Source organism: Streptomyces sp. NPDC001634, from assembly GCF_040298185.1.
Lineage (GTDB): Bacteria > Actinomycetota > Actinomycetes > Streptomycetales > Streptomycetaceae > Streptomyces.
Genome location: NZ_JBEOZU010000021.1, coordinates 58,142 through 73,268 on the forward strand (window position 1 = coordinate 58,142; position 15,127 = coordinate 73,268).

General features: G+C 72.0%; 13 protein-coding genes. 10 read left to right on the forward strand and 3 right to left on the reverse strand.

Features of this window, described 5'->3' with window-relative positions:
- Positions 1–9: 9 nt before the first annotated feature.
- A complete protein-coding gene (locus ABT186_RS16275; protein WP_351227491.1) occupies positions 10–1,212 on the reverse strand; it encodes an amino acid deaminase/aldolase in 1,203 nt (400 codons plus the stop codon).
- A 996-nt stretch (positions 1,213–2,208) separates the two neighbouring features.
- On the opposite strand from ABT186_RS16275, the gene ABT186_RS16280 reads away from it, so the two are divergent.
- Positions 2,209–3,459 carry a hypothetical protein gene (locus tag ABT186_RS16280; RefSeq protein WP_351227493.1) on the forward strand — a complete coding sequence of 417 codons (1,251 nt, stop codon included), beginning with the start codon at positions 2,209–2,211 and terminating at the stop codon, positions 3,457–3,459.
- On the forward strand, positions 3,456–4,634 hold the full coding sequence (mycP, locus tag ABT186_RS16285) for a type VII secretion-associated serine protease mycosin (RefSeq protein ID WP_351925519.1): 1,179 nt from the start codon (positions 3,456–3,458) through the stop codon (positions 4,632–4,634). The genes ABT186_RS16280 and mycP overlap by 4 nt, the downstream gene beginning before the upstream one ends.
- Before the next feature lie 23 nt (positions 4,635–4,657).
- On the opposite strand, the gene ABT186_RS16290 is transcribed toward mycP, so the two are convergent.
- Entirely contained in the window at positions 4,658–5,608 is a 951-nt protein-coding gene (locus ABT186_RS16290; RefSeq protein ID WP_351925521.1) for a serine hydrolase, read from the reverse strand.
- A gap of 150 nt (positions 5,609–5,758) precedes the next feature.
- On the opposite strand from ABT186_RS16290, the gene ABT186_RS16295 reads away from it, so the two are divergent.
- The gene (locus ABT186_RS16295; RefSeq protein WP_351925523.1) at positions 5,759–6,490 is read left to right on the forward strand and encodes an SseB family protein; all 732 of its coding nucleotides are present in this window, start codon (positions 5,759–5,761) and stop codon (positions 6,488–6,490) included.
- A 1-nt stretch (position 6,491) separates the two neighbouring features.
- Here ABT186_RS16295 and ABT186_RS16300 read toward each other — a convergent pair whose 3' ends face one another.
- On the reverse strand, positions 6,492–6,905 hold the full coding sequence (locus ABT186_RS16300; protein WP_502973219.1) for a DUF1844 domain-containing protein: 414 nt from the start codon (positions 6,903–6,905) through the stop codon (positions 6,492–6,494).
- A 389-nt stretch (positions 6,906–7,294) separates the two neighbouring features.
- Here ABT186_RS16300 and infC point away from each other — a divergent pair, with 389 nt between their 5' ends.
- The 7 genes from infC (at position 7,295) to pheT (ending at position 14,993) form a co-directional block, all read left to right on the forward strand.
- Positions 7,295–7,966: a translation initiation factor IF-3 gene (infC, locus tag ABT186_RS16305; protein WP_351227542.1), complete on the forward strand. Its 672-nt coding sequence runs from the start codon at positions 7,295–7,297 to the stop codon at positions 7,964–7,966.
- A 184-nt stretch (positions 7,967–8,150) separates the two neighbouring features.
- Positions 8,151–8,345, forward strand: a complete 195-nt coding sequence (rpmI, locus tag ABT186_RS16310; RefSeq protein WP_007829094.1) for a 50S ribosomal protein L35 — start codon at positions 8,151–8,153, stop codon at positions 8,343–8,345.
- Positions 8,346–8,440: 95 nt separating this feature from the next.
- Positions 8,441–8,824, forward strand: coding sequence for a 50S ribosomal protein L20 (rplT, locus tag ABT186_RS16315; protein WP_055492778.1), 384 nt, complete (start codon positions 8,441–8,443; stop codon positions 8,822–8,824).
- A 269-nt stretch (positions 8,825–9,093) separates the two neighbouring features.
- The gene (locus ABT186_RS16320; protein WP_351227502.1) at positions 9,094–9,951 is read left to right on the forward strand and encodes a TrmH family RNA methyltransferase; all 858 of its coding nucleotides are present in this window, start codon (positions 9,094–9,096) and stop codon (positions 9,949–9,951) included.
- Between the two features lie 125 nt (positions 9,952–10,076).
- Positions 10,077–11,213: a sensor histidine kinase gene (locus ABT186_RS16325; RefSeq protein WP_351227504.1), complete on the forward strand. Its 1,137-nt coding sequence runs from the start codon at positions 10,077–10,079 to the stop codon at positions 11,211–11,213.
- 136 nt (positions 11,214–11,349) lie between these two features.
- Positions 11,350–12,483 (forward strand): phenylalanine--tRNA ligase subunit alpha, encoded by a 1,134-nt coding sequence (pheS, locus tag ABT186_RS16330; protein WP_351227506.1) that lies wholly within the window; start codon positions 11,350–11,352, stop codon positions 12,481–12,483.
- Positions 12,483–14,993, forward strand: coding sequence for a phenylalanine--tRNA ligase subunit beta (pheT, locus tag ABT186_RS16335; RefSeq protein ID WP_351925525.1), 2,511 nt, complete (start codon positions 12,483–12,485; stop codon positions 14,991–14,993). Before pheS ends, pheT begins: the two co-directional genes overlap by 1 nt.
- The last annotated feature ends 134 nt before the right edge of the window (positions 14,994–15,127 follow it).

Sequence of the window (15,127 nt, forward strand, 5' to 3'; positions counted from 1 at the left end):
CCCGAACGGTCAGAGGAAGGTCTGCCCCTCGCCGCGGTACGTCGGCGCGGTAGCTGTGACCTCGTCGCCCTCGACCAGGTGCAGCACGTCGAACCGTTCGCACAGCTCGCCCGCCTTGGCATGCCGGAACCACACCTTGTCGCCGATGAGGAGGTCGTCGGCGGGCGAGCCCAGCAGCGGCGTCTGCACCTCGCCGGGGCCCTCCTGGGGGTCGTACTTCAGCCCCTCGGGCAGATACGGGACGGGCAGCCGGTCCCGGCCCGGGGCGCCCGACGCCGGATAGCCGCCGCCCAGCACGGTCACCACCCCTACGCCCGGCCTGCGCACCACCGGCTGGGCGAACAGCGCGGCCGGACGCCCGTGGAACGAGGTGTAGTTGTCGAACAGCCGCGGCACATACAGCCCCGAGCCCGCCGCGATCTCGGTCACCGCGTCCTCGGCGGCCGTGGACTGCACACTGCCCGTGCCGCCACCGTTGACGAACTCCAGGTCCGGAGCCACGGCCCGGACGGCACGCACCACTTCGGCGCGCCGCTCGGCGAGTTCCCTGCGCGCCGCGGCCTGCATCAGCCGGATGGCCCGAGACCGCACCGGCCGTCCGGCCACCGCGTCACCGACACCGGCGATGTGGCCCTCGTACGCCATGATCCCCACCAGCCGGAAACCCGGCGTACGCGCGACCACACGGGCCATCTCGGCGACCTGGGCGGGGGAGTGGAGCGGCGAGCGCCGCGCGCCGACGCGGACGCGCCCGCCGAGCAGCTTCAGTGAGGTGTCCAACTCCAGGCAGACACGCACCTCTTCGGTGCCGCCCCGGCGGGCGTCGTCGATCAGACGCAGCTGGGCCGGGTCGTCGATCATCACCGTGACGGCGGCGGCGAGCTTGGGGTCCCCGGCCAGTTCGGCGAAGGACTGCCGGTCGGCCGACGGGTAGGCGAGCAGGACGTCGTCGAAGCCGGACCGGGCCAGCCACAGGGACTCGGCGAGCGTGAACGACATGATGCCCGCGAAACCGTCGCGGGCCAGGACGCGTTCGAGCAGGGCACGGCAGCGCACGGACTTGCTGGCGACGCGGATCGGCTTGCCGTCGGCCCTGCGGAGGAGGTCCTCGGCGTTCGCGTCGAACGCCTCCAGGTCCACGATCGCGACGGGGGCGTCTAGATGAGCGGTGGCCCGGTCGTAGCGGGCCCGGTCTGCGGCGCGGGCAGTCATGAACGAAGCCTGCCAGATGCGATTACCGCAGGGTAGGGGGACGATCCGGGCAGATGCCCCGGTGCTGCGGACTGGTTCCCGTTCGAGGCCGTTCAACCCGTAGAGTGACGCGCACGTGGGGAAGCGAGGGCTCCGCCCGGGCGCGTACGCCTGGGATGGGTGCCGACCCGCGCGGGTATGCCTGCCCAGGACGGGGCGGAGAGTCCCGCCCCGCGCGTACCGGCCGCCCCCCATGGGCGGTCGAACACCCTGGCAGAGCCCGGGGCGGCCCGGCCACAACGAAACGGGGGGTGCATGAGCACGGAAGCGCGCCGCGCCTCCATCCCTCCGCGCCCCACGGCCCCGCCCCGCTCGTCGACCCGGCCGGGCGAACCGCCCGCGGAGCCGGACCGCACGCCTTCCGCCCCGCAGAACCCGCCCCGGACGGTGCCGCGCAACCCCGCTGCCGGAACGATCCCGCCCCGCCCCGAGCACCCGCCCACGACGGCGAACACACCGGTGCCGGGCGCCCCTGCGCCGCAGGTTCCGCCCCGCCCGGGGCAGCCGCCCAGGACGGGAACCCCTGCACCCCCGCGGCCCAGCGGGCCGCCCGCGCCCCAGGAGAGGCCTTCCGCACGTACGGCACCGTCCCGCCAGGAGCAGCCGCCGCCGACCGGAAGGACGACACCGCCGTCCTCCCCGGCGAACGGTTCCCCGGACCGGCCACGAGCAAACGGCTCCCCGGACCGGCCACGAGCGAACGGCTCCTCGGACCGGCCCGGCGTCGGGGGCGGTTCGGCGCGCCCCGGCATGGATGGTCCCTCGGCCCGGTCCGGTGCGGCTGATGGGTCTGCTGGGTCCGGTGCGGCTGATGGGTCTGTTGGGTCCGGTTCTGCTGGGTCCGGAGCGGACGGTTCTTCGGTTCGGTCCGGCACGAACGGATCTTCGGCGCGGCCAAGCGCCACAAGGCCAAGTGCCACGCGGCCAAGCGCCAGTGGCTCCTCGTCGAGTTCCGGTGTGGCCGGCCGGCCTCCCCTGGCCGACGCGAACACCCCCGTCGCGCACCCCGATGCCGCCGATACGTCCGCCAGGCCCGGAACGGTGCGATCCGGTGGGGTCGCGCGTCCGTTCCGGATCGGTTCTTCCGGCTCCAAGCGTCCCTCGGGCGTATCCCGCGACGCGGACGCGCCGTCACGGCACAGCCCCGAATCCCCCCGGTTTCCGAAACTCCGGCTCGACCGCCACGCCGAGCCGTTCAGCCCGCCCCCGCCGCCGGCCTCCGCGCGCTTCCCGGACGCGCCGCCGACGGCCGGCGCAACCTCGCGTACCGCCGAGACGGATGCCGCGCCACCCCTGCGCACCCCCCTGCCCACCGACGGCATCGTGGAGACCACCTCGCGTCTGCTGCCCCAGCGTGACGAGACCGGGACCGCTCCCTCCGCCCGCCCGTTCGTGACGCTGGCCGAGCCCGACACACGCGACGTCGACACCGCGCGCCCGCGGCCCTTCGGCGGCCGTGTGCGTCCCCGGGTCGCCGCGTCCGCCGTCTGCCTGGTCCTCGGCCTCGGGCTCATCGGCGGTGCCGTGGCCGGAAGCTGGCTCACCGGGGACGACTCGGAGGACGGTACGCGCGGCGCGTTCGCCGTCGCCGGAAGCCTGTGGCACAGCATCCCCGTCGACCAGTTCTTCCCGCTCACCGTCGACGGCACCGGCGCGGGCCCCGGCGGCGCCGACCGCGTCTGGACGCGCATCGCCGTCGCCCCCGACAGCGGCTGCAACGACGCCTTCGACCCGCTGCTGCGCAGGGCCCTCGCCCCCGCCGGCTGTCTGCGGTTGCTGCGTGCCACGTACACGGACGCGACCCGCAGTCATGTCACCACCGTCGGCCTGCTGTTCACCCGGGCCGACGCCGCCGCCATGACCGCGCTGAACAGCCGCTTCAAGAACGAGGGTCTTGCCCGGCGCACCGACCTGATGCCGCGCCCGTACGCCGCGAAGGACACCGTCGCCGCGGGCTTCGGCGACGCCCAGCGCGCCTCCTGGACGATCTCGGTCCTCACCGACGTGCCCGTCGTCGTCTACGCGGTTTCCGGGTTCGCCGACGGCCGCACCGTCACCGAACCGCAGTCGGCCGAGGACGCCATGAAGACCGGCGCCACCACGGCCCCCGCCCAGGCGGGTCTCGGCAACGAAGCGGTGGGCCTCGCCGACCGCATCGAGGCGAGGCTGCGCAAAACCGTCACCTCGGCCACGGAGAAGCCCTCGTGAGCGCCCGCACGACCGGCGCCCGGCTCCTCACCCTCCTCCTCGCCGGCTCCCTCGCGCTGCTGCCCTCCACCGCCGCGCACGCCGACGCGATACGCGCCCAGGAATGGGCCCTCGACGCCCTGCACACCCAGGAGGCCTGGCGCACGACCAAGGGTCAGGGCATCACCGTCGCCGTCCTCGACACCGGCGTCGACGCGACTCACCCGGACCTCGCCGGCAACGTCCTCGAAGGCAAGGACATGGTCGGCTTCGGAGCCCAGCGCGGCGACCGCCCCTGGGCCCGGCACGGCACCGCCATGGCCGGCATCATCGCAGGTCACGGCCACGGCATCGATGACGCCGACGGTGTCATCGGTATCGCCCCCGAGGCGAAGATCCTCCCCGTCCGCGTCATCCTCGAGGACGGCGACCCGGCCCGTACGAAGGCCCGCAACACCCGCGGCAACGCCCTCGCCGAGGGCATCCGCTGGGCCACCGACCACGGTGCCGATGTCATCAACCTCTCCCTCGGCGACGACTCCAGCTCCGCGCACCCCGAGGCGGCCGAGGACGAGGCGGTGCAGTACGCCCTGAAGAAGGGCGCCGTCGTCGTCGCCTCGGCCGGCAACGGCGGCGACAAGGGCGACCACATCTCGTACCCGGCGGCCTACCCGGGCGTGATCGCCGCGACCGCCGTCGACCGCTACGGCACCCGTGCCTCCTTCTCCACCCGCCGCTGGTACGCCACGGTCAGCGCGCCCGGCGTCGATGTCGTGATCGCCGACCCGGACCGCAAGTACTACGAGGGCTGGGGCACGAGCGCGGCGTCCGCGTTCGTCTCCGGCGCCGTCGCGCTGATCAAGGCGGCGCATCCGGGCCTCACCCCGGCCCAGATCAAGCAACTTCTGGAGAAGACGGCCCGCGACGTTCCCACCGGGGGCCGCGACGACTCCCGCGGCTTCGGGTTCGTCGACCCGGCGACGGCGATCAAGGCGGCGGCGAACCTCAAGCCGGAGGACCTGCACGCGGCGGCGTACGGCCGGAAGTACTTCGGTACCGGCCCCGACCCGGCCACCGACACATCCGGTTCCCCCGGCTGGGCGGGCCCGCTGGCGGGCGGCCTGGGCGCGGTGCTGCTGGCGGCGTCGGTGGCGCTGTGGCGGGGACGCAACAGGACGCGTCTGTGGGGCCTTTGAGGGGGCCTGGGGCCGCGAACCACTCAGGCGAACGCCGAAACCGCCGCCTGGGCAGCCGCCTCCACCAGTGAAATCCCCTTGTCCTTCGTGGAGTTGCCGTTCGAAAGCGTCGCCACCAGATAGTCGTGGCCGTCGACCGTGACCCGCCCGATGCTGTTGATGTCCCACAGTCCCGTCGTACTGCGCGCGAGCCAGCCGTTCTTCAGCGCCCACGCGGAGCCGTCCGCGGCCGCCGAGACGCCCCATTGCTGGTCCGCGGCGATCTTGCCCATGAGCCCCTGCAGATACGTCTGTGAGGCGTCGCTCAGCGTCGAGTCGTCCCCGAACACCTGCTGGAGCAGGGTGAGCTGATCGGCCGCCGTGGTCTGCGTCAGTCCCCACAGACCACCGTCGCCGCCCGCGGTGCCCGTCAGACCGAAGCGCTTGTTCGCGCCGTCGAGGCCGTCCGCCTGCCCGATCGCGGTCCACAGCGCCGACGCCGAGGTGTTGTCGCTGTTCTCGATCATCGCGGTGGCGTACGTCTTCTCCTGCGCGGTCAGATGCCGGTCCGCGTCCTGCGCCTGGAGCAGCAGCGCCGCCAGGATGTCCACCTTCACGATGCTCGCGGTGTCGAAGGTGCCGTCGCCGTACGCGGCGCTCTCCCCGGAGTCCATGGCGAGCACCGCCACGGCCACGTCCGCGCCGTCCTCGACGGTCACGGTCTTCATGGCCTTCTCCAGCAGCGCGTTGCGGTCCACCGAGGGTTCGTCCGCAGGTTCCACCGATGCCTCCAGGCTCACCGGGACCGACGCCGAGGGCGTCACCGACGACGGCGACGATACGGCGCCCGCGTCGGCGTGCGCCTGCGCCTTCACATACGCGGTCCCGGCGGCCGTACCGCCGACGACGACGGCCGCCGCCAGCACCGTACAGAGGAACGGGCGACGGCGGGAGGAGCGGGCGCGGCGGCGACGGTGGGCTCTGCGGGACTCCATGCCCGCGATGCTCGGGGCCGATGCTGTGCGATCCGTTGGACGAATGTGAGATGTGTGTCAGCGGGAGCTGAGAAACCCGTGAGGCGGGTGACCGCCGAGTCTCAGGGGCGGCACGAGGCCGGCAGAGACCCCCCGATAGGGTCGGTGACCGTGGCGAACAAGAACATTCCCGACTCCCCGTTCTCCGACGACGACGGCTCCGCCGACCCGCGGCTGAGTGCGGCGCTCGCCGCGTGGGCCGAGGACCGCAGCGCCGTGGGGCCCGTGCTGGAGGCGCTGAAAGGCGCGCGTCTTCTCGTCCCCGTCGTTGCGATCCTCGGGGACGTCGAGGAGGACGAGAAGGGGCTGCGCCGCGAGAAGAACAGCGAGATGGCCGTGCCGACCCTGAAGGCCGCAGGCCGCACCGCCCTGCCCGCCTTCACGTCCACCGAGTCGCTGGCCCGCTGGGACCCCGCGGCCCGCCCCGTCGCCGTCCCGCTGCACCAGGCCCTGCAGGCCGCCGCGCACGAGAAGGCCGACACGATCGTGCTGGACATGTCCGGGCCGGTGCCGTTCGAGCTGACGGGCCCCGCGCTGCTGGCGCTCGCGGAGGGCCGGACCTCGACCGATCCGCTCGCCGACCCGGCCGTGACGGACGCCGTACGGGCCGCGGTGGCCGCCGAGCCCGCCGTGCTGTGCGCCTACCTCGGCCCGGGACAGGCCGACGGCATTCTGGCGCTCGTCCTGGACCCCGCGGTGGCCCCGGCCGAGGCCGCTCGCGCGGTGGCGCAGCGCATGGCCGGGAACGACACACTGAGGGCCCGCCTGGTGCGCGGCCTCGACCTGGCAGTGCTGCCGGCCGGGACCACGCCGCCGGGCGAGCCCCTCTTCGTACGCGGGTGAGTCAGCCGTAGACCGGGCCGGTGTACTTCTCGCCCGGCCCCTGGCCCGGCTCGTCCGGGACGATCGAGGTCTCGCGGAACGCCAGCTGGAGCGACTTCAGTCCGTCGCGCAGCGGGGCCGCGTGGAAGGAGCTGATCTCCGTCGCGCTCGCGTCGAGCAGACCGGCGAGGGCGTGCACCAGCTTGCGGGCCTCGTCCAGGTCCTTGTACTTGTCGCCCTCCTCGGTCAGTCCGAGCTTCACGGCGGCCGCGCTCATCAGGTTGACGGCGACCGTCACGATGACCTCGACCGCGGGGACCTCCGCGATGTCACGGGTCATGGCGTCGAAGTCGGGGCTTTCGGCGGGAGCCGGAGATTCCGCGGCAGCCGGGGATGCTGCGGAAGCCACGGATTCCTCGGGGGAGGTGTCACTCATGCCCCACACGATAGGCCCCGGTGTGCACCCTCCCGCGCATGGGAGGTGCGGGGCCGGGGCGGCGGATGCCCGGTGCAGGCCGGTTCGCACCACTCCCGGCGAGCTGCTAGCCTTGTGGGACGACCGGCCGGACATGGTTATGCCCGGCCCACAAGTGGAGGCTCCGATCTCCCACCTGGCCGTCCTGAGGGGTGGCGGGTCACCGGTCAGGCGGCCACCACCGTTCCGTACGGACGGTGGAGTCGCCCGAAATCGCGCCCCGCGGTAGACCGCGGCGGTGCTCCGGAAGGTTCGGAGTCCCGCCTGTGTCCCGTCCGGGGCATTTTTGATGCGCCGCGATGGTTGGTCCCAATGTCAACCAGACATGCGCGGACGTCCGCCAGACGGCCGTGTGGTGCTACCGAGGAGGATCCATCAGCACCGAGCCCCGCATCAACGACCGGATTCGCGTTCCCGAGGTGCGACTTGTCGGTCCCAGTGGCGAGCAGGTCGGCATTGTGCCGCTTGCCAAGGCCCTGGAGCTTGCGCAGGAGTACGACCTGGACCTGGTCGAGGTCGCGGCGAACGCCCGTCCGCCTGTGTGCAAGCTCATGGACTACGGGAAGTTCAAGTACGAGTCGGCCATGAAGGCCCGTGAGGCGCGTAAGAACCAGGCGCACACGGTCATCAAGGAGATGAAGCTCCGGCCGAAGATCGACCCGCACGACTATGACACCAAGAAGGGTCATGTCGTCCGGTTCCTCAAGCAGGGCGACAAGGTCAAGATCACGATCATGTTCCGTGGCCGCGAGCAGTCCCGGCCCGAGCTGGGCTACCGGCTGCTGCAGCGCCTCGCGGAGGACGTCCAGGACCTCGGTTTCGTCGAGTCGAACCCGAAGCAGGACGGCCGCAACATGATCATGGTTCTCGGTCCGCACAAGAAGAAGACCGAGGCGATGGCCGAGGCCCGTCAGGCGCAGGAGGCCCGCAAGGCATCCGCGAAGGCCAACCCCGGTCGCTCGCAGAACGCCGCCGACGCCGAGACCGCCGAGGCCCCGGCCGAGGCTTCCGCCGAGGCCTGATCCCGGGGTGTGAGCCCCGGGGGAGCCGGACGTACGGACGTACGACCACCACAGAGTGGGCGTACGGACCCCGGAAAGCCCGGGACGCCAGTCCCAGGATGTAACCGATACAAGAGCGACGCTCCATCGTGCCCGGTTTCACGACCGGGCACCGGAGCGCCACCGACGAGGAGAGAACGGCGCTATGCCGAAGAACAAGTCGCACAGCGGTGCCAGCAAGCGCTTCAAGGTCACCGGCTCCGGCAAGGTGCTCCGTGAGCGCGCCGGCAAGCGCCACCTGCTCGAGCACAAGTCGTCCCGTCTGACGCGTCGCCTCACCGGCAACGCCGAGATGGCCCCGGGCGACGCCAAGAAGATCAAGAAGCTTCTCGGCAAGTGACGCAGCGGCGCGTGAGCGCCGTACGTCAGGACCGGGACCCAATCGATTCCGGGCCGCGTGAGTCCAACCGCGGCCCCGCTACAAGGAGTTAACAAGTGGCACGCGTCAAGCGGGCAGTCAACGCCCACAAGAAGCGCCGGGCGATCCTCGAGCAGGCCTCCGGCTACCGCGGTCAGCGTTCGCGCCTGTACCGCAAGGCCAAGGAGCAGGTCACCCACTCGCTGGTCTACAACTACAACGACCGCAAGAAGCGCAAGGGCGACTTCCGTCAGCTGTGGATCCAGCGCATCAACGCCGCTGCCCGCGCCAACGGCATCACCTACAACCGCTTCATCCAGGGTCTGAAGGCCGCGAATGTCGAGGTCGACCGCAAGATCCTCGCGGAGCTGGCCGTCAACGACGCGGGCGCGTTCGCCGCGCTCGTCGAGGTCGCGCAGAAGGCGCTGCCGGCGGACGTGAACGCGCCGAAGGCGGCGTGACGTCGGCGCTGGCTTGAGCCGGACTACAACGGACCCGCAGGCTTACGCTTGCGGGTCCGGTTGCGTCTGCGTAGCTGCCGTAGCTGCGGGCAGTCGTGCCGCTGGGGCGGCACGGGTGGGCGCAGCGGCACCCTGCCGGCGCCGGTCAGCGAAACCCGTGCGGCACTGCAGCACACGCTGCGCGTCGTACCTGGCAGTTCGGCACCGCCGAAGTCCGCCGTAGTGGCTGGGCGCCGGTGCGGCGGAAACAAGTACTGAAGGTGAACAGCATGCCGGCCACTCCCGAGCTCATCTCCCCCCGCTCGCCCCGCGTCAGCGCCGCTCGGCGGCTGGGCAGGCGGAACTTCCGGGGGAAGGAGCAGCTGTTTCTCGCGGAGGGGCCGCAGGCCGTGCGGGAGGCGGCGGCGCACCGGGTCGGTGGCACGCCCACCCTCGTCGAGCTGTTCGCCACCCCGGACGCCGTCGAACGGTACGCCGACATCATCGGTGCGGCACGCACGGTCGGTGCCCGCATCCACCTCGCGGCCGAGGAAGTCATCGCGGACATCTCCACCACCGTCACCCCGCAGGGCCTCGTCGGGATCTGCCGGTTCCTCGACGCCCCCTTCGACGAGATCCTGAACAGCCGTCCCAAGCTCGTCGCCGTCCTCGCGCACGTCCGGGACCCCGGAAACGCAGGGACCGTGCTGCGGTGCGCCGATGCCGCCGGGGCCGAGGCCGTCGTCCTCACCGACGCGTCCGTCGATCTGTACAACCCCAAGGCCGTCCGCGCCTCCGTCGGATCCCTGTTCCACCTGCCCGTCGCGGTCGGCGTCCCCGTCGAGCGTGCCGTTGCGGGGCTCAAGGACGCCGGTGTGCGGATCCTGGCCGCCGACGGCGCGGGGGAGCAGGACCTCGACGACGAGCTCGACAAGGGCACCATGGGCGGCCCCACGGCCTGGGTGTTCGGCAACGAGGCCTGGGGGCTCCCGGAGGAGACCCGCGCGCTGGCCGACGCCGTCGTGCGCGTGCCCATCCATGGAATGGCCGAGAGCCTGAACCTGGCGACCGCCGCCGCCGTATGTCTCTATGCCTCCGCCCGTGCACAGCGCGCCGTCGGAGGGTGCCGTTCCGTCACCCCCGGCTAGTAGGGTGGCGGGCTCGGGGGCCCTCCCCCAACTCTCGGCCTTTCTCCCGCTCTCGGCATCGCCCGAGTGGGGGGAACCCCGGAGCAGGGAGGCACCCCCACGCCAGACGAGAGGTTGGTACGGGGATGAGTGTCGGCACGAGCAGAGCACCGGGAGCACGGGACGCACACAGCGTGCCCGCGTCCCGGCGCGGTGATCTCGCCGAGCTCGGCATCGACCCGGACGAACTCCCCGACGGACTCGTGATCGCCGACGAACACGGCCGGGTGATCTGCTTCAACGCCGCGGCCTCCCGCATCACCGCCGTCCCCGCCGCAGACGCCCTCGGCCGGCGCCTTGAGCACGCGCTGCCGTTAGAGGACCTGGAGGGGCGGCGCTGGTGGCAGCTGACCGACCCGTACGGTGGGCTTTCGATCCGCGTACGGCAGCCCGAGCGCAATCTGCTGCTGCCCGGGGGCCGGGAGGTCCTCGTATCGGCGCGATACGTGCGGACCCATCCCACCGGCCCCATCCGCCGCGTCGTCGTCTCCCTCCGTGACACCGAGGCGCGGCGCCGGACCGAGCGCAGCCACGCCGAGCTGATCGCCACCGTGGCCCATGAGCTGCGTTCGCCCCTCACCTCGGTCAAGGGCTTCACGGCCACCCTGCTCGCCAAGTGGGAACGCTTCACCGACGACCAGAAGCGGCTGATGCTGGAGACCGTGGACGCCGATGCGAACCGGGTCACGCGGCTCATCGCCGAGCTGCTGGACATCTCCCGGATCGACTCCGGGCGGCTGGAGGTGCGGCGCCAGCCCGTCGACATAGGCGCGGCCGTCGGACGGCACATCCAGGCGTACGTCGCCGCGGGCCAGCCCGCCGACCGCTTCCTCCTGCGCATCGAGCAGCCCCTGCCCGCGCTCTGGGCCGACCCGGACAAGGTCGACCAGGTGCTCAGCAACCTCCTCGAAAATGCCGTGCGCCACGGCGAGGGAACCGTCACGATTGATGTCACGCCCTCGGCGTCCCCGCGCGAAGGGGAGAATGCCGGTACGTCGGTCACGGTGAGCGACGAGGGCCCCGGCATCCCGGAGGAGTCCATGAACCGCGTCTTCACCCGCTTCTGGCGGGGCAGCAAGCGCGGTGGCACGGGCCTCGGGCTCTATATCGTCAAGGGCATCGTCGAGGCCCACGGCGGCACCATCACGGTCGGGCGCGCCCGGGGCGGCGGCGCCGAGTTCCGATTTACGTTGCCCGTGGGGACGCCGGCCTACCTGGCCTGAGCCGCCACGGGCGCATTCGCATACCTCCGCCCCGTTAGACTCGGCCATTGGCACCTTTGCGTCCTGATCCGTGGCCAAAGCGACCATGGATCGAAGACGGGGCACCCCAGCCAGCCAATCGGAAGCACGGGAAGAGATGTCGGCACCCAATAAGTCGTACGACCCTGTCGAGGTCGAGGCCTTGAAACCGGAAGAGATCGAGCGCATGCGGGACGAGGCGCTCGCCGCCTTCGCCGCCGCGGACTCCCTCGACGCGCTCCACGAGGCCAAGGTCGCCCACACCGGCCCCGCCTCGCCGCTGGCCCTCGCCAACCGCGAGATCGGCGCCCTGCCCCCGCATGCAAAGGCCGAGGCCGGCAAGCGTGTAGGCATGGCCCGTGGCGCCGTGAACAAGTCCCTCGCCGCCCGCCAGACCGAGTTGGAGGCCGAGCGGGACGCCCGCGTGCTGGTCGAGGAGTCGGTGGACGTCACGCTGCCCCACGACCGCGTACCGGCGGGCGCCCGGCACCCGCTGACCACGCTTTCCGAGCGCATCGAGGACGTCTTCGTGGCCATGGGCTACGAGGTCGCCGAGGGCCCCCAGGTCGAGGCCGAGTGGTTCAACTTCGACGCCCTGAACATCGGCCCGGACCACCCGGCGCGCGGCGAGGCGGACACCTTCTTCGTGCAGGCTGCATCCAAGAGCGGCTCCGGCGGCACCGAGTCCGGCGTCGTGCTGCGCACGCACACCTCGCCCGTGCAGATCCGCTCCCTGCTCGACCGCGAGCTGCCGGTCTATGTGATCTGCCCCGGCCGCGTGTACCGCACGGACGAACTGGACGCCACGCACACCCCGGTCTTCCACCAGGTCGAGCTGCTCGCCGTCGACGAGGGCCTGACCATGGCCGACCTCAAGGGCACCCTTGACCACATGGTCCAGTCGCTGTTCGGCGAGGGCATGAAGACCCGGCTGCGGCCGAACTTCTTCCCGTTCACCGAGCCGTCCGCCGAGATGGACATGGTGTGCTACGTCTGCCGCGGCGAGTCCGTCGGCAATCCCGACCGGCCCTGTCGCACCTGCTCGTCCGAGGGCTGGATCGAGCTCGGCGGCTGCGGCATGGTCAACCCGCGGGTGCTCACCGCCTGCGGCGTCGACCCGGAGAAGTACAGCGGCTTCGCCTTCGGGTTCGGCATCGAGCGGATGCTGATGTTCCGCCACAACGTCGAGGACATGCGAGACATGGTCGAAGGTGACGTCCGGTTCACCCGGCCGTTCGGGATGGAGATCTGATGCGGGTCCCGCTTTCTTGGCTGCGGGAGTACGTCGACCTGCCGGCGACGGAGACCGGGCGCGATGTGCAGGCCAAACTGATTTCGGCCGGCCTGGAGGTCGAGACCGTCGAGCACCACGGTGCCGACCTCAAGGGCCCGCTGGTCGTGGGCCAGGTGCTGACCATCGAGGAGCTGGACGGCTTCAAGAAGCCGATCCGGTTCTGCACGGTCGACGTCGGCGAGGCCAACGGCACGGGCGAGCCCCAGGAGATCGTCTGCGGCGCCCGTAACTTCTCCGTCGGCGACAAGGTCGTCGTGGTCCTGCCGGGCGCGGTGCTGCCCGGCGGCTTCGAGATCTCCGCGCGCAAGACGTACGGCCGGAACTCGCACGGCATGATCTGCTCCAGCGAGGAGCTGGGCATGGGCGAGGACGGCACCAAGGGCATCATCGTGCTGCCGCCCGAGACCGAGGTCGGCAAGGACGCGATCGAGCTCCTCGAGCTGGTCGACGAGGTCCTCGACATCGCCGTCACCGCCAACCGCGGCGACTGCCTGTCGATCCGCGGCGTCGCCCGCGAGACCGCCATCGCCTATGGTCTGCCCCTGCGCGACCCGGCGCTGCTCGACGTACCGGCCCCGAACGCGTTCGGCTACCCGGTGCAGGTCTCCGATCCGCTCGGCTGCGACCGCTTCACCGGCCGTACGGTGACCGGCCTCGACCCGGAGGCACGCTCCCCGATCTGGCTGCAGCGCCGTCTGCAGAAGGTCGGCATGCGCCCGATCTCGCTCGCCGTCGACGTCACCAACTACGTGATGATGGAGATCGGCCAGCCGCTGCACGCCTACGACCGCAAGCTGGTGCTGGGCCCGATCGGCGTGCGCCGTGCCGAGGAGGGTGAGAAGCTCACCACCCTCGACGGCGTGACGCGCACGCTGCACGCCGAGGACCTGGTGATCGCCGACGACCGCGGCCCGATCGGCCTCGCGGGTGTCATGGGCGGCGCGAACACCGAGATCGCCGATCACGACAACGTGGAGAACGCCACGACCGACGTCGTGATCGAGGCCGCACACTTCAACGCGGTCGCCATCGCACGCACCGCGCGCCGCCACAAGCTGTCCTCCGAGGCGTCCCGTCGCTTCGAGCGCGGCGTCGACCCGCAGGCCGCCTCCGCCGCGGCCCAGCGCACCGTCGACCTGCTGGTGCTGCTCGCGGGCGGTACGGCCGAGGCGGGCGTCACCGAGGTCATCGCGCCCTCCGCGCCGCACACCATCACCATCCCGGCCGACCACCCGGACAAGGTCGCGGGCGTCGACTACGGGCGTGAGACCGTCGTAAGGCGGCTCCAGGCGGTCGGCTGCGACGTGTACGGGCAGGACGAGCTGATCGTCACCGTCCCGTCCTGGAGGCCCGACCTGGCCGACGCGAACGACCTGGCCGAGGAGGTCATCCGGCTGGAGGGCTACGAGAACCTGCCCTCCACGCTGCCCAAGCTCCCGTCCGGGCGTGGCCTGACCCACCGGCAGCGGCTGCACCGGCGCGTCGGCCGGGCACTGGCCGGGGCCGGCTATGTCGAGGCGCCGAACTACCCGTTCGTCAGTGAGCAGATCTTCGACCAGTTCGGCCTCGAGGCCGACGACCCGGCCCGCCGTGTGGTCAAGCTGGTCAACCCGCTCAACGACGAGGAGCCCGCGCTCCGTACGTCGCTGCTGCCCGGGCTGCTCGGTGCGCTGCGCCGCAACGACGGGCGAGGCTCGCACGACCTGGCGCTCTTCGAGACCGGGCTGGTCTTCCACCCGCGCGAGGAGCAGCGCGTCGCCCCGCATCTGCCCGTCGACCGGCGTCCCACCGACGAGGAGATCGCCTCGCTGACCGCCGCGCTGCCCGAGCAGCCGCGGCACGCGGCCGTCGTTCTCGCCGGGGCGCGCGAGCAGACCGGCTGGTGGGGCAAGGGCCGCCCGGCCGACTGGGCCGACGCCGTCGAGGCGGCGCGCACCGTCGCCCGTGAGGCCGGTGCCGACCTGGTCGTCCGCAAGGCCCAGTACGGTCCCTGGCACCCGGGCCGCTGCGCCGAACTCGTGGTCGTCGCCGACGGCACCGAGCGGGTCGTGGGCCACGCGGGTGAGCTGCACCCCCGTGTGGTGAAGGCTTTCGGGCTGCCCGAGCGCACCTGTGCCATGGAGCTGAACCTGGAGGCACTGGAGGAGGTGGGCGACGGCGTCCCGCAGGCGCCGCGCATCTCCACGTTCCCGGTCGCCACCCAGGATGTCGCGCTGGTCGTCGACAAGTCCGTCCCGCACGCGGACGTCGAGGCGGCGCTGCGCGAGGGCGCGGGGGAACTGCTGGAGTCCATCCGGCTGTTCGACGTCTACGAGAGCGAGCAGCTCGGCGAGGGCAGGAAGTCTCTGGCGTACGCGCTGCGCTTCCGCGCCCCCGACCGCACGCTGACCGTGGACGAGGCCTCCGCGGCGCGCGACACGGCGGTTGCGCTGGCCGCTGAGCGCACCGGGGCCGTGTTGCGGAGTTAGCTCCGCCGGGGTGCCGGGGGACTGCGCTTCGGTTTTGGCTGCGGGTTGTTCGTGGCCGGTCGCGCAGCTCCCGGCGCCCCTGTCGGGGTGCGCGGTGCTGTTCATGGCTGGTCGCGCTCGCGCGGCGGAGCCGC

Excerpts from the sequence above, each read along its gene's own strand:
- ABT186_RS16300 (WP_502973219.1), bottom strand. The coding sequence starts at position 6,905 with ATGAGTGACACCTCCCCCGAGGAATCCGTGGCTTCCGCAGCATCCCCG.
- pheS (WP_351227506.1), top strand. The coding sequence starts at position 11,350 with ATGTCGGCACCCAATAAGTCGTACGACCCTGTCGAGGTCGAGGCCTTG.
- ABT186_RS16275 (WP_351227491.1), bottom strand. The coding sequence starts at position 1,212 with ATGACTGCCCGCGCCGCAGACCGGGCCCGCTACGACCGGGCCACCGCT.
- ABT186_RS16325 (WP_351227504.1), top strand. The coding sequence starts at position 10,077 with ATGAGTGTCGGCACGAGCAGAGCACCGGGAGCACGGGACGCACACAGC.
- ABT186_RS16320 (WP_351227502.1), top strand. The coding sequence starts at position 9,094 with ATGCCGGCCACTCCCGAGCTCATCTCCCCCCGCTCGCCCCGCGTCAGC.
- ABT186_RS16290 (WP_351925521.1), bottom strand. The coding sequence starts at position 5,608 with ATGGAGTCCCGCAGAGCCCACCGTCGCCGCCGCGCCCGCTCCTCCCGC.
- rpmI (WP_007829094.1), top strand. The coding sequence starts at position 8,151 with ATGCCGAAGAACAAGTCGCACAGCGGTGCCAGCAAGCGCTTCAAGGTC.
- pheT (WP_351925525.1), top strand. The coding sequence starts at position 12,483 with ATGCGGGTCCCGCTTTCTTGGCTGCGGGAGTACGTCGACCTGCCGGCG.